Source organism: Thalassospira australica (assembly GCF_000763295.1).
GTDB classification, from domain to species: Bacteria; Pseudomonadota; Alphaproteobacteria; order Rhodospirillales; family Thalassospiraceae; genus Thalassospira; species Thalassospira australica.
Map to the genome: position 1 here is coordinate 15,866 of NZ_JRJE01000030.1, position 21,778 is coordinate 37,643.

20 protein-coding genes are annotated in these 21,778 nt (G+C 54.0%); 9 read left to right on the forward strand and 11 right to left on the reverse strand.

Annotated features, from left to right (window positions below; all coding sequences use genetic code 11):
• The first annotated feature begins 752 nt into the window (after positions 1 to 752).
• From JF44_RS0112515 to JF44_RS0112530, 4 genes are all read left to right on the forward strand, one after another.
• Positions 753 to 2,540 (forward strand): DEAD/DEAH box helicase, encoded by a 1,788-nt coding sequence (locus JF44_RS0112515; RefSeq protein WP_033069343.1) that lies wholly within the window; start codon positions 753 to 755, stop codon positions 2,538 to 2,540.
• Between the two features lie 78 nt (positions 2,541 to 2,618).
• Positions 2,619 to 2,828 (forward strand): cold-shock protein, encoded by a 210-nt coding sequence (locus JF44_RS0112520; RefSeq protein ID WP_008892034.1) that lies wholly within the window; start codon positions 2,619 to 2,621, stop codon positions 2,826 to 2,828.
• Between the two features lie 228 nt (positions 2,829 to 3,056).
• Positions 3,057 to 4,301: an MFS transporter gene (locus JF44_RS0112525; protein ID WP_052065855.1), complete on the forward strand. Its 1,245-nt coding sequence runs from the start codon at positions 3,057 to 3,059 to the stop codon at positions 4,299 to 4,301.
• Between the two features lie 38 nt (positions 4,302 to 4,339).
• Complete coding sequence (locus tag JF44_RS0112530) at positions 4,340 to 4,813, forward strand: YaiI/YqxD family protein (RefSeq protein ID WP_033069344.1); 474 nt, start codon at positions 4,340 to 4,342, stop codon at positions 4,811 to 4,813.
• Positions 4,814 to 4,994: 181 nt separating this feature from the next.
• Here the strand turns inward: JF44_RS0112530 and JF44_RS0112535 are convergent, their stop codons facing one another.
• The 6 genes from JF44_RS0112535 to JF44_RS0112560 all read right to left on the reverse strand — a co-directional run bounded on the left by JF44_RS0112535 (position 4,995) and on the right by JF44_RS0112560 (position 11,087).
• Positions 4,995 to 6,452, reverse strand: coding sequence for an aldehyde dehydrogenase (locus JF44_RS0112535; protein WP_033069345.1), 1,458 nt, complete (start codon positions 6,450 to 6,452; stop codon positions 4,995 to 4,997).
• A gap of 54 nt (positions 6,453 to 6,506) precedes the next feature.
• On the reverse strand, positions 6,507 to 7,223 hold the full coding sequence (locus JF44_RS0112540; protein ID WP_033069346.1) for an ABC transporter ATP-binding protein: 717 nt from the start codon (positions 7,221 to 7,223) through the stop codon (positions 6,507 to 6,509).
• Positions 7,216 to 7,950 (reverse strand): ABC transporter ATP-binding protein, encoded by a 735-nt coding sequence (locus JF44_RS0112545; RefSeq protein ID WP_033069347.1) that lies wholly within the window; start codon positions 7,948 to 7,950, stop codon positions 7,216 to 7,218. The genes JF44_RS0112540 and JF44_RS0112545 overlap by 8 nt, the downstream gene beginning before the upstream one ends.
• Complete coding sequence (locus JF44_RS0112550; RefSeq protein WP_033069348.1) at positions 7,947 to 8,921, reverse strand: branched-chain amino acid ABC transporter permease; 975 nt, start codon at positions 8,919 to 8,921, stop codon at positions 7,947 to 7,949. The genes JF44_RS0112545 and JF44_RS0112550 overlap by 4 nt, the downstream gene beginning before the upstream one ends.
• Positions 8,918 to 9,790 carry a branched-chain amino acid ABC transporter permease gene (locus JF44_RS0112555; protein WP_033069349.1) on the reverse strand — a complete coding sequence of 291 codons (873 nt, stop codon included), beginning with the start codon at positions 9,788 to 9,790 and terminating at the stop codon, positions 8,918 to 8,920. The genes JF44_RS0112550 and JF44_RS0112555 overlap by 4 nt, the downstream gene beginning before the upstream one ends.
• Before the next feature lie 79 nt (positions 9,791 to 9,869).
• Entirely contained in the window at positions 9,870 to 11,087 is a 1,218-nt protein-coding gene (locus tag JF44_RS0112560; protein WP_081944440.1) for an amino acid ABC transporter substrate-binding protein, read from the reverse strand.
• A 324-nt stretch (positions 11,088 to 11,411) separates the two neighbouring features.
• Between JF44_RS0112560 and JF44_RS0112570 the strand changes: the two genes are divergently transcribed.
• Both JF44_RS0112570 and JF44_RS0112575 read left to right on the forward strand, forming a co-directional pair.
• Positions 11,412 to 12,368: a helix-turn-helix domain-containing protein gene (locus tag JF44_RS0112570; RefSeq protein WP_052065858.1), complete on the forward strand. Its 957-nt coding sequence runs from the start codon at positions 11,412 to 11,414 to the stop codon at positions 12,366 to 12,368.
• Positions 12,369 to 12,545: 177 nt separating this feature from the next.
• Complete coding sequence (locus JF44_RS0112575) at positions 12,546 to 13,385, forward strand: DUF3750 domain-containing protein (protein ID WP_052065860.1); 840 nt, start codon at positions 12,546 to 12,548, stop codon at positions 13,383 to 13,385.
• Positions 13,386 to 13,470: 85 nt separating this feature from the next.
• On the opposite strand, the gene zigA is transcribed toward JF44_RS0112575, so the two are convergent.
• The 4 genes from zigA to JF44_RS0112595 all read right to left on the reverse strand — a co-directional run bounded on the left by zigA (position 13,471) and on the right by JF44_RS0112595 (position 17,389).
• The gene (zigA, locus tag JF44_RS0112580) at positions 13,471 to 14,682 is read right to left on the reverse strand and encodes a zinc metallochaperone GTPase ZigA (RefSeq protein WP_033069351.1); all 1,212 of its coding nucleotides are present in this window, start codon (positions 14,680 to 14,682) and stop codon (positions 13,471 to 13,473) included.
• A 120-nt stretch (positions 14,683 to 14,802) separates the two neighbouring features.
• Positions 14,803 to 15,318 (reverse strand): TspO/MBR family protein, encoded by a 516-nt coding sequence (locus tag JF44_RS0112585; RefSeq protein WP_081944441.1) that lies wholly within the window; start codon positions 15,316 to 15,318, stop codon positions 14,803 to 14,805.
• Between the two features lie 22 nt (positions 15,319 to 15,340).
• Positions 15,341 to 16,507, reverse strand: a complete 1,167-nt coding sequence (locus JF44_RS0112590; protein WP_033069439.1) for an alpha/beta hydrolase — start codon at positions 16,505 to 16,507, stop codon at positions 15,341 to 15,343.
• 183 nt (positions 16,508 to 16,690) lie between these two features.
• Positions 16,691 to 17,389, reverse strand: a complete 699-nt coding sequence (locus JF44_RS0112595; RefSeq protein ID WP_033069352.1) for a glutathione binding-like protein — start codon at positions 17,387 to 17,389, stop codon at positions 16,691 to 16,693.
• A gap of 152 nt (positions 17,390 to 17,541) precedes the next feature.
• On the opposite strand from JF44_RS0112595, the gene JF44_RS0112600 reads away from it, so the two are divergent.
• Both JF44_RS0112600 and JF44_RS0112605 read left to right on the forward strand, forming a co-directional pair.
• Entirely contained in the window at positions 17,542 to 18,234 is a 693-nt protein-coding gene (locus JF44_RS0112600; protein WP_033069353.1) for a glutathione S-transferase family protein, read from the forward strand.
• 122 nt (positions 18,235 to 18,356) lie between these two features.
• Positions 18,357 to 18,683: a hypothetical protein gene (locus tag JF44_RS0112605; RefSeq protein WP_033069354.1), complete on the forward strand. Its 327-nt coding sequence runs from the start codon at positions 18,357 to 18,359 to the stop codon at positions 18,681 to 18,683.
• A gap of 94 nt (positions 18,684 to 18,777) precedes the next feature.
• On the opposite strand, the gene JF44_RS0112610 is transcribed toward JF44_RS0112605, so the two are convergent.
• Entirely contained in the window at positions 18,778 to 20,118 is a 1,341-nt protein-coding gene (locus tag JF44_RS0112610) for an MFS transporter (RefSeq protein WP_033069355.1), read from the reverse strand.
• 450 nt (positions 20,119 to 20,568) lie between these two features.
• On the opposite strand from JF44_RS0112610, the gene cyoA reads away from it, so the two are divergent.
• The gene (gene cyoA / locus JF44_RS0112615) at positions 20,569 to 21,699 is read left to right on the forward strand and encodes a ubiquinol oxidase subunit II (protein ID WP_052065882.1); all 1,131 of its coding nucleotides are present in this window, start codon (positions 20,569 to 20,571) and stop codon (positions 21,697 to 21,699) included.
• Positions 21,700 to 21,778 lie beyond the last annotated feature (79 nt).

Genomic DNA, 21,778 nt, shown 5'->3' on the forward strand with positions numbered 1-21,778 from the left:
GCAATCCTTGTGCTGCCAATCCATGTGCAGCGAATCTCTGCGCGGCGACCCCCTGCGCAGCGAACCCATGTGCAGCGAATCCATGTGCAGCGAATCCATGTGGCGCAGCGAATCCTTGTGCGGCGGTGTCATCCAATCCATGTGGCGCGGGTTACAACCCCTGCGCCGCGGCGAATCCCTGCGCGGCCGTGTCGGGGAATCCTTGTGGGGCCAACCCGTGTGGTGCCGGATACAATCCGTGCAGTGCAGGAAATCCTTGTGCGGCAAATCCATGTGCAGCAGCCCCGATGAGCAGTAATCCTTGTGCTGCGTATAACCCCTGCGCGGGGGCATCGCCGTGTGGCGCGTCACCCTGTGCACCGGCGGCAAGCAACCCTTGTGCGGCCTATAATCCGTGTGCGGCGGCCAATCCCTGTGCTGCATATTGATCGATCAAAGGGTATTGATGTTGATGATGTGAACATGGCCCGGCGTGCAATTCTGCCGGGCTTGTTTGCGTTAAACGCGGGGCTTTAACAAATAACCCGTTTGACAAGCTGATAAAACTCTGCGCATGGTGTCGCTGATATTTGACCGCTACAGAAGCGTAGAGGGAATGAAAGTTCCCTACTGTTGAGTGGTTAACGTAAGAACGCATTGAGGTGTCCAGCTACGCGGATGCTTCCTGAACTGCAAGGCGCAGACCTGATTACTATATTTTACCGGGCGAAGTCCCAGCTGTCTGCAGCCTCCAATTTACGAGTTACCCTTATTTGACCCAGTTTTCCGAACTCGGCCTGGCCGAGCCGGTCCTTCGCGCACTTGCGCAAGAAGGCTATGACGCGCCGACCCCAATTCAGGCGCAGTCCATCCCGTCCCTGCTGGAAGGCAAGGACCTGCTTGGTATCGCTCAGACCGGTACCGGCAAGACGGCAGCATTCGCGTTGCCGATTCTTGATCGTCTTTCCAAAACCGAAGGCCGTACGCCCAAAGGTGCCTGCCGTGTGCTGGTCCTGGCCCCGACGCGCGAACTCGCAGCACAGATCGGTGACAGCTTCCGTGCCTATGGCCGTTTCCTCAATACCCGCGTTGCGGTTGTTGTTGGGGGAGTTGCGCCAGGCCCGCAGATCAAGGCAATCAACCCCGGTGTCGAGGTTCTTGTCGCGACTCCCGGTCGTTTGCTTGACCATGTCGACAGCGGCAAGCTCAGCTTGAAACATGTTGATGTTGTTGTCCTTGATGAGGCCGACCATATGCTTGATCTTGGCTTCTTGCCGCCGATCAAGCGCATCATCAAAATGTTGCCGCGCAATCGCCAGAACCTTTTCTTCTCTGCCACCATGCCTGGCCAGATCGGCCAGTTGGCAGGCGATATGCTGTCAGATCCGGTGAAAGTATCGGTCACGCCGGTTGCCACCACGCAAGAGCGTGTCGAGCAGTCGGTCTACCTGATCGAACGCACCCGCAAGCGTCAGCTTCTGGCAGAGCTTCTGGACAATCCAGTTTTCAAACGCACACTGGTCTTTACCCGCACCAAGCGTGGGGCGGATCGTGTTGCGCGCCATCTTGAAGCCAACAAAATCAGTGCCGCCGCAATTCATGGCAATAAAAGCCAGAATCAGCGCGAGCGTGCCCTGAATGCCTTCAAGGATGGTCAGATCAATGTGCTGGTCGCAACCGACATTGCCGCACGCGGTATTGATGTCGATAGTGTCAGCCACGTTGTGAACTTCGAACTTCCGAACGTTCCGGAAAGCTATGTCCACCGTATTGGCCGTACGGCCCGTGGTGGTGCAAGCGGAACCGCGATTGCGTTCTGTGACGAAGAAGAACGTGGTCTGCTGCGTGATATCGAACGCACCACCCGTCAGTCGATCCCTGTGATTGATCGCCGTGATGCCAAGGCAGCGGCCGCTCAGGAAGCAGAATCTGCCGAGGCCCGTGAAGCCAACCGTGGACGTCGTTCCAACGGTGGTGGTCAGGCGCGCGGCAATGCTGGTCGTGGTGGCGCAGGCGGTAATCGTGGCAATGGCAATGGTCGTGGTGGTCGTAATGATGCACGTGGTGGCAATGCGCCACGCCGTGATCGCGATGATGCCCGCAAGACAAATCAGCGCCGTAACGGCGAAGGTTCAGTCAATGCAAGCAACGATACAGTTTCTGCGGCACCGTCCAACCCGGCATTGGAAAAATCCAAAAGCCGTTACAAGGGCGGACTTAAGTCCAAACCTGTGAATGGTCGTGGCAATGGCAGCGAAACAGGCGCCAGCCACAATGACGGTCGCAAACGTCCCGCCAAAAAGGTTGATTCCAACGGCAATCGCCGGGATCGGCCAAAGGGCGATAATTCAATTTCTTCCGGTTTGTCCTTTATGGGCAGCACCGAGGAACGCCGCGCGAATGGTAACGGGGGCAATGGCGCCCGGACTGCCAAACCGCAAGGCAAGCGCGGCGGTGCAAACCGCAATCGCAATCAACGCGGCGCACAATCTGGCGGGCAGCCAGGCGGTGCGGGTCGCAACAACTCTTCGGGAAAACAGTCGCAGCGTGAACGCGCCTGATTGTTTTCCGAACCCTTATAGGCGCACCCACGCGGGGTGTGTCGTAACGCCAATCAATACTCGATAGGAGATTTAAAGATGGCAACTGGTACCGTTAAATGGTTCAACGCAACTAAAGGTTTTGGTTTCATTCAGCCGGACGAAGGCGGAAATGACGTATTCCTGCACATCAGCGCCGTAGAACGCGCTGGCATGGGTCACCCGCAGGAAGGCGACAAAATCAACTACGAACTGCGTACCGACTCCCGTTCGGGCCGCGTTTCGGCTGATGACCTGACCGCTGCCTAATTCGGCTTGTCCTTCCTTGTGAAGGACACCGTATTAACGAAGCCCCCATCCGCGAAAGCGGGTGGGGGTTTTGTTTTGCCGATAAGTAAATCTTCGTCTGTGTTCATGATGGATTTATGACAACTGCGCGCTAAGCCACGGAAAGCATTCGCTATTTCAAGCTGCGCATGTAGAAGCTTTCTGTGTGTTTACGACATTGTCCGTCTTGCGGTTAAGGAAGCCTTGGTCATGGATGAAGATACGATCAATCAAGAACATTCCGGGGCGGGAAAGGGAACCTCGCCAGTTATTGTTGTGCTTGATCACTATCCGTTTCTGGTTCTGGGCTTGCTTCTTTTTGGGGCGTTTACGACCTCGAGTGCAGCGCCATTGGCCGGGCTGTATGTAGTCGAAGGATTGGGGCAGGCGCCCTGGAAGCTTAGCTTGGTGGCGGTGGTTCAGGTCTGCGTAACGCTTTTGGTCAATCGCAGTTTCGGGCGTGCCATTGACCGAGGTGTTCCGGTCAAGTTTTTGCTGATCACCAGCATCCTGTGCTTTGGCACCGGTATGATAATTCTCGGCCTGTTTCAGGTGTACTGGGTATATCTCAGTATCGTGTCGATCCTGCTTGGCATTGGATCGGGCGCGCTTTCCGTGATGTATTCGTTCGGCCGGTTGTTTGCCGAACAAACCAATCGTGACGTCATCAAATTCAATAGCTTTTTGCGTATGCAGACATCGCTTGGCTGGATGGTTGGTCCGGCTGCATCATTGTCATTTTATGGTGTTTATGGCTTTGCGCTGACCTATTACGTGATTGCCGGGTTGGCGGTGGTCTGGTTCGTTGTGTGTTTGTTGACCATCCCGGCAAGCTTTAAAACCCATCACCCCAATAGCCTGAAGGTTGGCCAGAAGGTGCCGCTGAACATTGGCTTGTTGCAGGCCTGTGTTCCGGTGTTTTTCATTGGTGCTGCCAATGTGGTTTTCTTGTCGGCCATGCCGCTTTATTTCTCAATAGAATTGGGGTTGATGGCGTCTTCGGCCGGATTTGCCTTGACTGTGAAATGCTTTGTTGAGGTCATTGTGATCTATTTCTGTGCATCGCTGATCAAACGAATTGGCGAGCGTAAAGGTATGCTGTTGGCCGCTATTTTGGGTGTGATATTCTTTGGTCTGATCTATCACGCGACCCGGCTTTCCGATGTGTTGGTGCTGGGGGTGCTTGATGGTATCTACTATGGCATCTTTGCCGGGATCAGCATGACGTTTGTGCAGAACTTTGCACCCGAGCAGCCCGGTGTCGCGACCAGCTACTATGTCAGCACCTTGTTTGTCGGCGGGCTTGTTGGCAATCTTCTGACCGGCCTTGTTGCCAGTGCATTTGATTTTCAGACGACGGTTCTGATGGCGTGCGCTTTTGCCTTTGTCGGAAGTTTGGTTTTGATCGTCATGCGCGATGCAAAACCAAATATGGTGCAGCCCCGTGCATCATGACATCTTGACTTTCAATCTGTCCCGGCGATGATCGCGCCATGAATGATAATACTGAAAATACCCGTCCGCGTTTGCTGGTTGATGCCGATGCCTGTCCGGTAAAGGTGGAATGTGAACGTGTGGCTGAGCGCCACCGGATCGAGATGGTTTTGGTGTCAAACGGTGGCATTCGTCCGTCGCCCAATCCATTGATCAGCATCGTGATTGTTCCGCCGGAACCCGATGCGGCTGATGACTGGATTGCCGAAAATGCGCGGGCGCGTGACGTGATTATTACCAATGACATTCCATTGGCATCGCGGGGGCTTGAGATTGGCGCAAGGGTGCTTAAGGCCAATGGGCAGGAATTTACCGAGGCCAATATTGGCAATGCCCTGGCGGGCCGTGAAATCGCCGCCCACATGCGCGAAGTCACTGGCGAGCAGGGCCGCAATGCCGCCTTTACCCAAAAAGACCGTTCGAAATTTTCCAGTGCACTTGAAGTGCTGGTTCAGGCTGTTTTGCGTGGCTGAGCTTGGTGGCTGTGTCGCCCCAAAAGAAGCAGGCCGTCAGACATATTTCAGTCTGACGGCCTGCACACAGGTCCTGATTTGATGAAGAAATAATTCTCACAAATCAGGCTTCCCCCCTGCGTATGTCATCCTAGCGGAAAGGCCCGGCGGTGTTCCGCACGGGCCAGTCGTGTGATGTGGCTTAGAACGGATAGTGGCGTTTGCCGCTTTGAACCGTGATCCAGCGCATTTCGGTGAATTCATCAATCGATGCCTGCGAGCCAAACCGACCATAACCGGATGATTTTACACCCCCAAACGGCATTTGGGCTTCATCCTGAACCGTTGGGCTATTGATGTGGCAGATGCCGCTTTCGATGCGTTTGGCGACATCCATCGCACGCGGAATGTTGGTTGAGAAGACTGCTGAGGACAGGCCATATTCGCTGTCATTGGCGATGCGGACAGCTTCGTCTTCGTCGCCGGCACGGATAACCACACAAATCGGGCCAAAGCTTTCTTCGGAATAGATCTTCATGGCCGGGGTGACGTGGTCAAGAAGGGTCGCATCCATCAGAACGCCGTCCTTGGCCTTGCCGGAACCGGCAACCAGTTTGGCGCCCTTGGATACGGCATCTTCGACAAGTTCTTCGATACGGTTGACCGCTTCGACATTCACAACACCGCCAAGGATGTGTTCTGCCTTGGCCGGATCACCAGCGGTCAATGTCTTGGCCTTGGCCGCCAGCTTGGCGACGAAATCGTCGGCCACGGCATTGTCAACGATCAGGCGTTCGGTCGACATGCAAATCTGCCCCTGATTCATATAGGCACCAAAGGCCGCACCATTGACGGCCTCATCAAGGTCGGCATCATCAAGAACAAGGAACGGTGCCTTGCCGCCCAGCTCAAGCAGAACAGGTTTCAGGTGTTCGGCACCAAGCTTGGCGATGATACGGCCCACACGGGTTGAGCCGGTAAAGTTGATGCGACGTACGGCCGGATGGGCAATCAGGGTTTCAACAATTTCCGGGGCATCTTCCGGGGCGTTGGTGACAACATTGACAACGCCTTCGGGGGCGCCGGCCTCTACCAGGCATTCCCCGATCAGACGATGCAGTGCCGGGCACAGTTCGGACGCCTTGAGGACCACGGTGTTACCACATGCAAGAGGCATGGCAATCGCACGCGTGCCAAGGATCACCGGAGCGTTCCACGGCGCAATGCCCAAAACCACACCAACCGGCTGGCGAATGCCCATCGCCATCAGGCCGGGGGTGTCGGACGGGATGATGTCGCCCTGTATCTGGGTTGTCATGCCACCGGCTTCGCGCAGCATGTTGGCGGCAAGATGGGCGTTAAAACCACCCCACATGCGCGTGCTGCCGGTTTCATCAAGAACCAACTGGCCGAACTGATCGCCTTTGGCTTCCATGATGTCTGCGGCCGCAAGCAGGATTTTACGGCGCGCGCCCGGACCCATTTTTGACCATTCCGGAAAGGCTGCAGCTGCGGCGTCTGCGGCCTTTCGGGCGTCTGCTGCATTGGCAGCAGCGGCAACCGTGGCGGTTTCACCGGTGACCGGGTTTTTGCGTTCAAACGTGCGGTTGTTTGACGCATTTACGTCCTGGTTGTCGATCAGCAGTTTGGCATCGTTCATGGCGTTTCTCCTGAGTTTCTCGTGGTCTGCTGTGAGGTGACGAAAGGCTGCATGTTATGCCGCCCCAAGACCAAGGAAGGCCTTTTGCACAGCAGGGTCGGATTGCAGGGCCTTGGCAGTATCCTGCCCGGTAATAGACCCGTTTTCGATCAGATATCCCCAGTCTGATATGGCAAGGGACTGATGGGCGTTCTGTTCGACCAGAAGCACACCAACCCCGGTTTTTCGAATGGCCGCAAGGGCCTTGAACAAATCCCCGGTCATGATGGGCGACAAGCCAAGGGATGGCTCATCAAGCAGCAGAATATCGGGATTGGACATCAACGCACGACCAATTGCGACCATCTGCTGTTCGCCGCCACTCATGGTACGCGCCGCCTGATCAAGACGTTCAGCCAGTTTGGGGAAAAGATCAATCACGCTTTCAAGGTTTTGTTTTTCAGCCACCCGCGCGCGTTTGGCAAAGGCACCAAGTTGAAGGTTCTCGCGTACCGTCAGCTCGCCAAAAATGCCGCGACCTTCGGGGACAAGGGCAAGTCCCGCCTCGACAATCTTATGGGCGGAAAGGGCGGTCAAATTGCTGCCTGACAGGTTGATTTGCGTGTCGTCATGGACCGGAACCAAACCGGCACAGGCCTTAAGCAGGCTGCTTTTACCTGCCCCGTTTGCGCCGAGCATGACGACAATTTCACCGCGATCAACGCGGACATCAACCCCGCGCAGAGCTGCGTGTTTGCCATAGGAAACCGACAGGTTTTTGATATCAAGCATGACTGTCTCCCAGATAGGCGCGCACAACCTCGGGGTCGGATAAAACGTCGTCGGGCGTGCCATCAGCGATCTTTGCCCCGGCATTCATCACAACACAGCGATCACACAGGCTGCGAATGGCATCCATGACATGTTCAACCATGATGATGGTCAACCCTTCGTTCTTAAGTTTGCGCACAAGGGTGATGCCGTCCTGAAGTTCTGACGGGTTGAGGCCAGCCAACCATTCATCAAGCAAAAGAAGCTTTGGCTGCAGGGCCAATGCCCGACCAAGTTCCAGACGTTTCTGATCAATATAGGTCAGATCCCCGGCGGGCGTGTGGGCCTGATTGGCAAGGCCGATGCGTTCAAGCAACGCAAGGGCCTCAGCTTGCGCAGCATCGCCCCAAAGCGGTTTGGTGCGATAGGCAAGACCGGCTTCGATGTTTTCAATGCAATCAAGATCGGGCAGTACGCGGACCAGTTGGAAGGTGCGTGCAATGCCGGAATGACTGATCTTGTGGGCCGGAAGATTGGTGATGTCCTTGCCACTGATGACAACCTTGCCCTCATTGGCCTGAAGGGCACCTGAAATCAGGTTCATCACTGTGGTCTTGCCCGATCCGTTGGGGCCAAGCAGACCAAGGATTTCGCCGCGATGGACGTCGAACTGCATCTGATTGACGGCAATCAACCCGCCAAAGGCCTTGTGCAGACCTGAAATCGACAGAAGGATTTCGGTATTCATGCTGCGTTCCCCCCTGATTTGGCGTTTTGATCGGTTGCAAGCGCGCGCTTTTTCGGGGCGCGATACTTTTCATACAGACCAACAACCCCGCCAGGCAGAAGATAGACAATCACCATAAATACGCAGCCCAAAAGGATACTGAAATGGTTCGGGAAGTTTGCGGTCAGCACTTCAAACAAAAGGGTCAGCGGAATGACACCCAAAAGCGGCCCCAACAAGCGACGCGGCCCGCCCAGAAGTGCCATGATGACAACCTGGAATGACAGCATCGGGTTAAAGGCAATCACCGGATCGATATAGGTCCAGCGTGGGGCCATGATGGCACCGGTCAGTGTCATGAAAAGGGCAGACAGGACAAACAGCGCGACTTTCACACGGGTGACATCAATGCCGCAATGCTTGGCGACGGTTTCGTCTTCGCCAATGATGCGCAACGCAAAGCCAAGGCGCGAACGCCCCAAAATAAATCCGGTCAGAAGCAACACCGCAAACAGGGCGAGCAACTGCCAGTAAATGTCATTCTGGGTGATGTCCAAAAAGACATAGCGCCCCATTTCGCGGGTGACATTGACCTCGTACCAACTGACCACCTGGCGCACCAGTTCGGTCAAACCAAAGGTAAAGATCACGAAATACACACCTGCAAGACGCAATGTGGAAAAGCCAACCAAAAGGGCAATCACGGTTCCGGCAAGCCCGGCACAAATCAGCACCATCGGGAACGGCAATACTTCGCCAAGGACCGCCACCGTATAGGCACCAATGCCAAAGAACACGACAGTCGCAAGCGAGATATAGCGCGTCGGGCCGGAAAACATCGACCATGCGGTTGCAAGAACGGCAAAGCTGACAACACTGATGGCAAGCGACATATAGTAGCTGTCAACAAGGCTTGGCAGGAAGGCAAGGGCTGCAAAGATGACCGCCCCGATGGCGACAGGCTTGATGAAATCAGGTTTCAGGATGCTCATGACGTGGCCCTCCCGAACAGGCCGGATGGCTTGATCAGCAGCACCAGCAGGAAGATCACATAGGTCACGGCAATGGTCAGGCCCGGATCGACATAGGTCGCGACCAGACTTTCAGCGACACCAAGGATCAGGCCAGCAATCAATGCGCCCAGTATATTGCCAACCCCGCCCATGATGACAACGATCAGTGCCTTCATGGTAAAGACAACACCCATCGAGGTGGAAAATGTCAGGAACATGCTGACCAGAACGCCACCAACGGCTGCCATCGCGCCACCAAGGGCAAAGGCAAAGCAGGATGCGAAATTGACATCAATCGCAACAAGGCGGGCCGATGTCGGATCAACTGCAACCGCACGCAGTGCCGTTCCGATACGTGTCCGGGTCAGGATCAGATAGAATCCAAGCCCGATGACAAGTGCAAAACCAAGCGCAACAAGACGATTGGCCGCAATGGTCGCCCCAAAGACATTCACCGCGTTATTGAGAAAATCATAGCTGTAATAATTGCCGCCAAACCAGACCAGCAACACACCCTGAACGATGAACAGCAGGCCAAAGGTGGCCAGAATGCTGTCAACTTCAAGCATGCCACGGTTCTTTGCGCGCGCGACCAGCGGGGTCAGCAGGATGCGATAGATGACCCAGTTCAGCACAAAGGATGCGGGAATAATAATCAAAAGACCAAGGATCGGATTGATCCCAAGGGCGGTCATGAAAACAAAGGCAATAAAGGATGCAACAATCACCAGCTCACCATAGGCAAGGTTCATGATGCGCGATACACCGTATTGCAGGGTCAGCCCCATGGCGACAAGTGCATACATGCCGCCAAGGGTGATCCCGGAAAAGATTGCGTAACTTAACATTTATTTTTTCCCAAGATGGGCGTTTCCGGGGATCGCGGTTGATGGTAACGCGATCCCCGGTCTGTCTGATCAGGCGCGATTAGTTCGCGGCCTTCCATTCAGGTTTCGGGAAGACAAGTTCTTTGGCACCTTCCATGTCGGTCGGTGCAAGGCCAACAAACTTGCCGTCCTGCCACTGACCAACACGCCAGAAAGTCTGATCGCCGGGCTTGTAGGTGCCAAGGATGGTGTCAAATCCGCCTTTGGCCAGTTCGGCATTGATGGCTTCGCGGTCGGTTGATCCTGCGCGTTCAATTGCCTGCTGCAGGGACTGCAAGGTCGCCCAATTGACGATAGACGCCCAACGATCCGGCTCACGTTCGGCAAAGGCAACGTGACGTTCAATATAGTCGGCGATTTCGGGATCGTCCTCGCTCGCGCCACCAAGGCTGACAACACCTTCGGCATTATCGCCGAAGCGATTTTTATACAGCGGGAAGGCCGTGCCGACACCGGCATAGAAAACCTTGGGGTTAAAGCCAAGAACACGTGACTGTTCTGTCAAGCCAAGGGTGCCCGGCGGGTAGGAGAAGGCAACAAAGGTATCTGCATCAAGCGATTTGATGTCATTGACGATGGTGGCCAGATCCTGGGAGCCCAGCGGATAGGTCTTGTCATAAACAAGATCAAAACCACGGTCTTCAAGGGCTTCGCGGCCCGCTTTTGACAGTTCGATGCCAAACCCGTCGGCCACGGCAATCATTGCGACCTTGTCGTTGATCTTGCCGTCGTCTTTCAGGCCTTCAAGGAAGTCTGCCATTGCAACGGCATATTGTTCACCCGTGCCAAGCAACCAATAGGAATTCTTCCAGCGTTTGGACAGTTGCGGTGCCTTGTCGGTTACGGCTGTGCCGGCAAGATGGGCGTACCCTGCACGATCAAGGATCGGTGCCACGGCAAGGTTAAGGCCCGTGCCCCACGGCGACAGGATGAAATCAACCTTGTCCTGATTGATCAGGCGTTCAATCGCCCGAACGGCTTCTTCGGAGCTGGAGCGGTCATCATATTCGACAACTTCAATCGGGAGCTGCTTGTCGCCGACCTGAAGGCCGCCAGCGTCGTTGATTTCCTTTACCCACATTTCATAGTTGGGAATGGTGCTGGTGGCTGCACCCGGTGCGCCCGGGCCGGTTTTCGAAATGGCATAACCAATGCGATATGTTTCCTGCGCATTGGCGCCAAACAGCGTTGCGGTGCTCATAACCGCGGTTGTTGCCGCAGCAATGGTCGCAAGACGCAGTTTTGCTGAGATTTGCATAGTTTTCCTCCTGATCTCTTGTGCAGAGACGGTTTTCCCGTTTGTGCGTAATTTCAGGAGCTTAGGCAAAGAGATACTGTTGTTTACTTCGCGCTGCAAAGTAAATCTCCGACGCATCCTCCTGCCCATTATTTCGCATGTGCAAAATAACAGGAACGCATTCTTGTGTTGTGTTGTTGTTTTTGACGGTTTCTTTGACCGTGACACTAGTAAGCGATGGAACGTCGCCAATGTAAAGATAGCGAAATTGACATTTTAAGACGAAAAATTGTACTTTTATACGTATAACCATTTGGAATATTTTCGCGATAAAAAGGCATGTCTATGCAACCCCCTCAACACATTCCGGTTTCCAGCCCGGCGACCCTTGCCGATAACCCGTTTGATGATCTGGTTCCGGTTACCGCACAGGCGATGATGGATCGCTTCGATCATCCGCTGTCTGTTCAGAACTGGGTGATGAATGATCCGGGGCGGCGTGACCGATGCTATGCTGTTTTGTTGCTAAGTGGTCGGGCGCAAGTCGGTTTGCGTCAGGGTACGATTGAATGCAAGGCGCCTGCGCTTGTCTGGTTGCCGCTTGGCGAAACCCGCCGGTTCAGTGTGACGGCGGGGGCAGAAGGGTATCTTCTGTCCGTGACGGATGATCTGGTGGCACGCCATTGCGGCGACAGCGCAGGTGTTGCAGGTGGGGAATTGCCGCTGCGTTTTGCAGCAGACACTGTTCACAATGTGACCCCGGCCGAGCAAAGCGAAAATCTGTTTTTGCTGACACGCAGCTTTGAAGCAATCCGGGCAGAGTTGATGCAAAACGCGCTGGGGGCCAGTTTGGTTGTCGGGGCGCATCTGCAGATTATTCTGACACTGGTATTGCGTCTGGCCGAAGGCGTGATGGAACAGCGAGACAAACATGGTCCCGGTTCGATTACCTTTCAGCGGTTTTTACAGGTTCTTGAGCTTCATTTCCGTGAACATTGGAACATTGCCGATTATGCGACCGCGCTTGGGGTCAGTGAAAGGCGTTTGGGATCGGCTGTAATGCGTGCGACCGGCAAGCCGCCCCTGACCGTTGTTCATGAACGTGTCCTGCGCGAAGCCTGCAGGCGTCTTGAACAATCACCGCTGGGGGTCGCGCAGGTTGCCTATGGCCTTGGCTTTCGGGACCCGGCCTATTTCAGCCGGTTCTTCAAGCGTTACATGGGGGAGGCACCCGGCGGGTATCGACGCCTGCGCCGTGCGGCGGAACGGGTACGCGACGATACGTTTGCCGCCTGGCCATAAACCTGAGTTCTGGCCCTGGGGCGCTTCTGCCTTGTTTCATATTAGGGCAAGATTGTCGCGAAAATGTATCAGACGCTCACGCGGTGTTTATCGGCTGCGGCCATTGCGCTGCCTTTTTTTGATCTTAATTGTCACTTCTGATCATAATGACATCTATTTGCAGACAGGATCGATATTTTGCGAAAAGGCACAACCCTTATTCTTGGCTTGGTGGCCGTTCTTGTGCTGCCGTTCGGCATCAGCCTTGCGGAAGATCCGCCAAGTGAAAAGGCCAAGGATCGCTATACGTGGCGAACAGCCCCGCGCCATGCATCGGGTGTTGCCCCTGATCCCAAGGTGCATGCCGATCAGGCTATCGTCATGGTCATGGCGGCCGATACGTTTGGCTGGCGTGGATATTTCGCCGTGCACCCGTGGATCATTTTCAAGCGTGCCGGTGAAACCAGCTATACCCGTTATGACGTTGTTGGCTGGGGTGGTGGCAACGTCGTGCGCCGGAACTATGCGCTTCCCGATGGATTGTGGTTCGGCTCAAGGCCAGAGGTTCTTGCAGATCATCGCGGCGCGGCGGCAAGTGCCCTGATTGATCAGGTCGAAGCCGCCATTCAAACCTATCCGTTCGCGCGCGAATACCGCAGCTATCCGGGGCCCAACAGCAATACCTTCATTGCCCATATCGGGCGTGAGGTTCCCGCACTTGATCTTGATATGCCCGCCAACGCAATCGGCAAGGATTACCGCCCGATTACAAACCCGGTCGGCTTGTCATCAAGCGGGCAGGGCGTGCAGGCCAACCTTTTGGGGGTGTTGGGGATGTCCGTCGGGCTGGAAGAGGGGATTGAGCTTAATCTTCTCGGGCTGAATTTCGGGATTGATTTCAATCGTCCCGCCCTTCGTTTGCCGTCAGTCGGCCGGCTTGGCATGGATAGTGTCGAGCAGGTCACGGCCAAAGATTTGGCAAATGATAATGCCGCCAAGGCCGAAAGTGCAGAGGCCAAACTTAAACCAAGCAGCTAAACAGATTGCCTGTTGTTCCGGTCTTGTCGTTAAAACAAGAAAACGCCACCGCGAAAGGTGGCGTTTTTGTTTTGGGATATCTTGATCAGGCTGCCTGTCCCCATAGCGGAAACGGATCGGCAAGATTGGCATAACGTTCAGGATCGAAGCGCACCGCAAGGGCGTCGTCATCATCGATCAGGCAGTCCGAAAGCCGCGCGCGAAGGGCGGCCTCGTTAATATCCTGACCGATAAAAACGATTTCCTGACGACGGTCGGCAAAGACCGGGTCCCATTTTGACAGAACCATATCGCGCCACGCCGGATTGTCAGGCCATTGTTCGCGCGGAACCGCGCACCACCAGGTGCCAAGCGCCTCGGTCTTGACCGCCGCACCCGCCTGACTGATTTCCCCGACCCAGTTTGGACGGGTCGCCAGCCAGAAATGCCCCTTTGCGCGCAGAACACCGGGCCATTCGCTATTGATGAAGGCATGAAAACGTTCCGGATGAAATGGCAGGGAGGTCCGGAAAGTAAAGCTTTTGATGCCGTATTCCTCGGTTTCGGGCACATGATCGGCAAAACCATAAAGCTCTTTGGCCCACAACGGATGATTTTGGGCGCGTTCAAAATCAAAACGACCGGTATTAAGGATTTGGTCGGGCGCAACGACACTGTTGCTGGTTTCGATCACTTCGGCATCGGTGTTAAGCGCCTTGATAATCGCCAGGACGGATTTGCGTTCGTCATCAGAAATCAGATCAAGTTTATTCATCACAATGACATCGGCGAACTCGATCTGATCGACCAGTAAATCGACGATGCTGCGATTATCCGCATTCCCCAGGCTTTCGCCCCGGTCTGTCAACATGTCGGTAGAGCTGTAATCGGCAATCATCCGTGCGGCATCCACCATGGTGACCATGGTGTCGAGTTGGGCAATATCGCCAAGCGACTGACCATTTTCATCACGAAAATCAAAGGTGGCCGCAACAGGAAGCGGTTCGGATATGCCGGTCGATTCAATCAGAAGGTAATCAAAACGATTCTGCTCGGCCAGACGGCGGACCTCGGCCAGAAGGTCATCACGCAGTGTGCAGCAGATGCAGCCATTGGTCATTTCAACCAGTTTTTCATCGGTTTGGGAAAGCGCTGACCCGCCATTTCGTACAAGGTCTGCGTCGATATTGACCTCGCTCATATCATTGACGATCACTGCAACCCGCAATCCGCGCTGGTTGTTCAGGATATGGTTCAAAAGGGTGGTCTTGCCCGCGCCAAGAAAGCCGGACAGAACAGTAACGGGAAGACGCTTCATCAATCGACCTCTGCTAACTACAACGATAAATGTAATGTTATAACGTAACATTACATTTATCGTTGGGACGAGATGAACGCAAACAAAAACTGTCTACCGGCGATGGTTGCGGGGGCGGTCTTAGCCATTCAGGTGCCAGATGGCCGCATTCAGAAGGCAGGCAAAGCCGACCCATGCGACATATGGCAGCAACAGCACTCCGGCGAGGCGATCCAACCGGAAGAAGACGATGGTGTTGATCACAATCAAAGTCAGCAGGGCGATGATATTTATCAGCCCGAGTATCGGCGATTGCGCGCCAAAGAACAGGAACGACCACAAAAGGTTCAGGGCCAGTTGCGCGCCATAGATCGCAAATGGACCCTTGGCATTTTTAAGTCCGCGTTTAAGCCAGACGCGCCAGCCGCTAAAGGCGATCATGAAATAGATCGCCGTCCAGACCGGGGCAAATAACCAGTTGGGCGGATTGAAGAACGGCTTTTCCAGTGTGGCGTACCAGTCATTGACACTGGTCGCCGTAACCGCACCGCCAAACGCCGATATGCTCAGGCACAAGACAATAAAGGCAATCAGCGCGAAAACACGGGTGCGGTGGTTTGTTTTTGGCGGGGTAAAGTCGTTGGTGCTGTTTATCATGGCGAAATTAAATCCCGGGCGATCATTTGGTGACGTCTTCGATGCTGTCGATAAGCGCATCGAAATAGGGGTTCCAGGTCAGTCGCCCGTGATATTTACCCGGTTCGCTATAGCCCCAGCTGCTGCGCCAGATTGTTGATAGATCATTGGGAAGTGTTACGTCTTCCTGACCGTTTTCAACAAACACAAAGCTTCCCTTCTCACCGTAATATGGGTTGTCGGGCGAAAACAGTACGCTCAGATGTGAGAAATTGCTGATTTGCTGATCGGGAAGGTTGCTGTTGCGGGTTTCAACCCTTGGATCGCTACTCGGTGCTTTGGTGTCATCATACCAGACAAAACGGGACACGGGATTGGGAAACCTGGTTTCAAAGGAACGGAGCGTTTCGATCGGATCAAGGACACTGTCATCAGCGCTCATGGTGATCAGGGCAGGGCGATCAAAAGGTTGGGTATCAAGGCTGTCGCGGGCATCGCTGACGCTGCGGTAATAAAGTTCGGATGCCTTGGTCGATAGTGACTGGTAGTTGATGACATTGACCTCGGGATCAACATCAATCCAGTCCCACAGATGTTTGACCACCGGGGCAAGGAACAGCAGATCGCTGTCAGGTTCAATGCCCGGCGAAAACAGCAACAATCCGGCAATTTCGGGGTTTTGGGCCGCATAGCTGGTGACAAGGTTGCCACCGGTGGAAAAACCACCCAGCCAGACTTCGTCTACTTCGCGTTCCAGAAGGGCGACCTGATGGGCAACAGATCGCTTCCAGTCGGCATAGTCGGGCAGGTTAAGGTCCGCTGGCCGTGTTCCGTGACCGGGCAACAACATCGAACGCGCAAGCCAGCCATTTTTGGCCATTTCGGTTGCAATATCATGGAAATACCAAGGACTTGATCCAAGACCATGGACAAGCAACACACCACGCGACGGTTCATCATCGGTGGCGGTTTTGGGCCGGACCTCAAACGGACTGTTGCGCGTGATTTCCATTTCATGATCATCGGTCAGAAATACCCGATGGGTCGCAATCCAGTCGCGGGTTTCTGATACGTAATCATCAAACTGGTCCTGCATGTAGGGCGGGATGTCTGGTGATTGCTGATAAAGCGCGTTCTCGGGCGGAAACGCACAAGCAACCAAGGTAATCGCGGGGACAAGGGCCAACAGGGTGGTGCGTAACGGACGCATGCAATCTCCTTTGGCCTGGGCCAAGCGGGGCGTGATCAGGATTAGATGGATGTAAATACCTGAAATGGTTACGTCAAATCCGAACTCAGCGATCACATTGTCGAGTTTAAATTCTGAAGCAGCGGGAAAACATAATGCTGCCCTGCATTCAACAAACGCAGGGCAGCATGGGAAGGTTCAAGATCAGTTGCCGTTTTTGGCGGTCTGACCAAACAGTATTTTTTTACCTTCCTCGGTAACGGCCGGACGTGACGTGTATGGTTCGGCTGCCTTGTAGGCTGCTACCGTGGCCGGTCGGGACTTGATGGTTTCAAACCAGCGTTTCAGGTTCGGGAACTCATTGAGGTCCTGTTGTTGTTTTTCGTGGCTGACAACCCACGGATAGGACGCCATATCGGCAATGGTGTAGGCATCACCGGCAATGAAGTCACGGCCTTCAAGGCGCTTGTTGAGCACGCCATAAAGACGGTTGGTTTCGTTGACGTACCGGGTGATGGCATAGGGAATTTTTTCCGGAGCATAGGTGCCGAAATGATGGTTCTGACCGGCCATCGGACCAAGACCGCCCATCTGCCAGAACAGCCATTCCATCACCGTTTTCTTGGCACGCACATCAGTCGGCAGGAACTTGCCGGTTTTCTCTGCGAGATATTGCAAGATCGCACCGGATTCAAAAACGGTGATGGCATCGCCGCCATCCGCAGGGGCATGGTCAATGATCGCGGGCATCCGGTTATTGGGCGAGAAGGCAAGGAAGTCCGGCTTGAACTGGTCACCCGCACTGATGTCGACCGGGAAGATTTTATAATCCAGTCCGGTTTCTTCGAGAAACAGCGTGATTTTATGACCGTTGGGGGTGGGCCAGTAGTAAAGATCAATCATGGACCAAGGGCTCCTTAATGCTTTTTGATGGCGATTTCGATAATCGAAGCTTGCCAATTGACGCGTTATCGGTCAATTTAAAACGATCATTCCAAAATGCAATAGCAGGTCACGCTTTTGTGTAAGCCTGATGGCCTGTAAGGAGATGCACCATGATCCGTTTTTACTTCCACCCCACGCCAAACCCGCAGAAAATCTCGATGATGCTTGAGGCGTCCGGCCTTGACTACGAAGTCGTGCCTGTTGATAGCCGTAAGGGCGAGCAGCATGATCCGAAATTCCGTTTGATCAATCCGAATGGAAAACTGCCAGCCATCGTTGATACGGACGGTCCAGGTGGCAAAGAAGTACGCGTGTTTGATTCCAACGCGATCCTGCTGTATCTCGCAGAAAAATCCGGCAAGTTCTTGGGAAAAGCAGAAGACCGTGGCGAGTTCCTGTCGTGGTTGATGTTTGTTGCAACCGGGATTGGTCCTTATTCAGGGCAGGCCGTGCATTTCCAGCATGTGGCACCAGACGGCAACGACTATGGCAAACGGCGTTATAGCAACGAAGCTGCCCGTCATTATCAGGTGCTTGAAGACCATATGGAAGGTCGCGCCTTTATCGTCGGTGACGAGTTGACGATTGTTGATATTTCAGCCTGGGGCTGGATCGACAAGGCTCCGTTCGTGCACAAGAACCCGGATGTCTGGGACAAATATCCCAACATCAAACGCTGGTTCGATGCAGTCAATGCTCTGCCTGCTGCCAACAGTGCCCGTGAAGTCGGCAAAGACCACGCATTCAAAACCGAAATGGACGAAGACGCCAAACGCGCAATGTTCCCGTCCAATTACGCCTAAGGGAGGCGGCAACCTCATTCGGAAGTTCGATCTTGCTTCTGGTGCTCTTATAGAGTGCAATGGCTGTTGGGGGAGACAACCATAAAAAGCAGTAAGCGAAACTTTTGAATGAGGTTGTCTGCATGAACGAGCTTGAAGTTAGTGACGGCAAGGTCGTAAGAATTTGGTGGTTGTTGACTTGGCGGTTTAACGCCGGAGCGTTTGTTGGCTGGGCCGTGCTGGCAGCGCTTCTGGGGTTTCTGACCGAATTTATGAATTTATCGCTTGGGCGTGTCATTCTTGACCCTCAGTTTGTTGTTTGGCTGGGGAGCGCACTTTGGTCATTCTTCTGGTTCTTCATCGTGATTAGGATGATGCTCAAGAAGAGGTATAACGGTTTTCGATTGGCCATTATTGCCGATGAGCCCGCGACGGCAGAGCAACCGGAAGCGTCACAGGGGCAACCATAATCAATAGTTGGTTCTGACTGTGACGCGGTCCAGAAACAAAAACACCCCGGCTGATATGGCCGGGGTGTTTTTTATTCAGGTTGGTCGTTGGCAATCAGTCGCTGGTTCTTGCGCCAAATTGCTTGTTGAACTGCAGCACCAGCAAGGTGACAACGGCCCCGGAAAGCAAGTACGCACCAACGCCCGGAAGACCGAACTTATCGCAAAGATACAGCGCAATCAGCGGTGCGAAACCGGCACCAAGCAACCATGCAAGGTCAGACGTCAAAGCCGATCCGGTATAGCGGTACTCGCGTTTGAAGTTCGATGCCAGCGTACCGGCCGCCTGACCAAAGCACAGGCCCAGCACGGCAAAGCCACCCAGAACAATCATGCCTTCATTGATGATGTTATAGGTGTATAGAAGCGGGGTCAGAACCGCACCCAGCAGAATGATTCCGGCACTATAGCCAAGCAAACGGCGACGGCCGAGCTGATCGGCAATGAAGCCCGATGCGATAATGCCAAAGGCGCACAAAACTGCACCGACACCCTGTGTCAACAGGAACTGGCCCGGATTGCCGTTGGCATAAAGGTAAACCCAGCTGAGCGCAAAGACGGTGACCAGATGGAACAGCGCGTAGCTGACCATCGGAACCAGCGCGCCTAGCACAACGGTGCGGCCATTGTGTTTGAGCGTGTCCATGACCCGTGCTGCTTCAAGTTCATTCTTTTCAAGCAGATGGCCAAATTCTGATGTTGCCACCAGACGCAGGCGGGCAAACAGCGCAACCACGTTAATCGCAAAGGCAACAAAGAACGCATAGCGCCAGCCAAAGGCAAGGAAGTCATCCGCATGCAGCGTGAGGATCAGATAGGCAAACAGCGAGGACGCCAGCATAAAGCCAAGCGGTGCGCCCAACTGCGGGATCATCGCGTACCAGCCCTTGCGGTTATCCGGCGCGTTAAGTGCCAGCAAGGAGGAAAGGCCATCCCAGGCACCACCCCATGCCAAACCCTGCAGGAAGCGGAAGGCACACAACAGGTAAATGGCAAGAACGCCAGCGGACTCAAAGCTTGGCAGGAAGGCCATCGCGGCGGTGGAACCGCCAAGCAGGAACATGGCAATCGTCAGCTTTACACCGCGCCCGTGTGCACGGTCGACTGTCATAAAGACAAGCGACCCGACAGGGCGGGCGATAAAGGCCAAGGAGAAAATGGCAAAGGAATACATCGTTCCCACCAATGCGGTTTCACCCGGAAACAGCAATTGCGGGAAGACCAGCACCGATGCGATGCAATAGACGAAAAAGTCAAAAAATTCTGATGTCCGGCCAATAATCACGCCAAGCGCGATTTGTCCCGGATCGTTGGTGGCGTCGGCATTGTGATGCCGTGCGTCGCGTTCCAAACCCGAAGAGGTGGCGGTCGCGTAGTTTTCTGTCGTTTGGTTCACGCCGTTCTCCCTAATTCACTTGTCGGACCTTTTGGGTCCTCACTGCTTTTGATTGGATCACAAATCCGGTTCGAAGAACGATACGACTTTGGATCGAGTCTGATTATAAACATGTGAATTGCGAACGTCAGTGTCAATTATCGTTCTGCAGCGCACAACGTTAAGTTTACATTGGGATGATAATTATCATTAAGACCCTGCTATGCGCGGCGGTTACCTTGACATTGCTGCATTGCAGCTATAGCAATTCCCGCGAATTTCCGATTTGGCATTTTTTTGAAAAAAAATTGCTTTCTTTGTGCCCTTTCCGTGGATGTCTGGAATTTTAATTCCTATATGCGGGTGCGGCGGGGTACGACGCGTGGCGATCTTTGGTGGGTCGCTGTGCGGCTCGCAGGCATATGGTTGTCTGTGAGAACATCTTCCAGTGACTGAGGAAGTATGAAGCGCATGCTTTCAAAACTTGTACGTGGCGTCGCATTGACCTCAATGTTCTCGCTTCTGGCCGGTTGCAACCTTGTTGTGATCGATCCGTCGGGTGATATTGCCTCTCAGCAGGCCGACCTTATTATCGTATCAACCATCCTGATGCTGCTGATCATTGTTCCGGTCATGGCATTGACGGTTTTCTTTGCCTGGAAATACCGGCAGGGAAACAAGGATGCGGAATATGATCCCGAATGGCATCATTCCACCAAATTGGAAGTTGTCATCTGGTCTGCCCCGCTGGTGATCATTATTGCCCTTGGCGCGATTACGTGGGTTACGACCCATACGCTTGATCCGTATCGTCCGCTCGACCGTATTGATGCTGAACGTCCACTGCCAAAAGATCATGAGCCGATGGTGATTGAAGTCGTTTCTCTCGATTGGAAATGGCTGTTCCTGTATCCGGAACAGGGCATTGCGACTGTCAACGAACTCGCAGCTCCGGTCGATACGCCAATCCAGTTCAAAATCACCTCTTCGGGGATCATGAATTCGTTCTTCATTCCGGCTCTTGCGGGCCAGATTTATTCGATGGCGGGGATGGAAACAAAACTCCATGCCGTAATCAATGAAGAAGGTGTTTTTGACGGGTTCTCGGGGAACTACAGCGGTGAGGGGTTCTCTCATATGCGCTTTAAGTTCCACGGGCTGAGCCAGGACGGGTTTGATGCCTGGGTCGATAATGTGAAGGCCGATGAAAACCTTTTGGGGCGTTCGCAATATCTTGAGCTTGAAAAACCCAGCATCAAGGAACCGGTTCGGTACTTCAGCTCGGTGGATCCAGAACTTTACAACGCGATCCTCAACATGTGCGTTGACCAGTCGAAAATGTGCATGAACGAGATGATGCATATTGACGAAAATGGTGGCGGCGGTCTGGCCGGTATCAATAACGTCATGTCCTTGACCTATGACGTGCCGCAGATGCGTGGCAGTCAGCAATTGCCCGAAAGCAAGTCCTACGTTGCGACGCTTTGCACTGCACCGGAAGGTGGCCTGGCTGGTGAACTTGCGAACCTGCCGTTGTTTGACAATGAACAGGTCTCGCGTGCCATGAGTGTTGCGCCGTCAGGTGTTTCAACAGGGTTCTGAAGCAGTGCCGGTTGGTAAAAGCCAACCGGCCCTTCGCAGTTTTGGCATCGGCTACGGTGCCTGTCTGCATTTGAAAGAA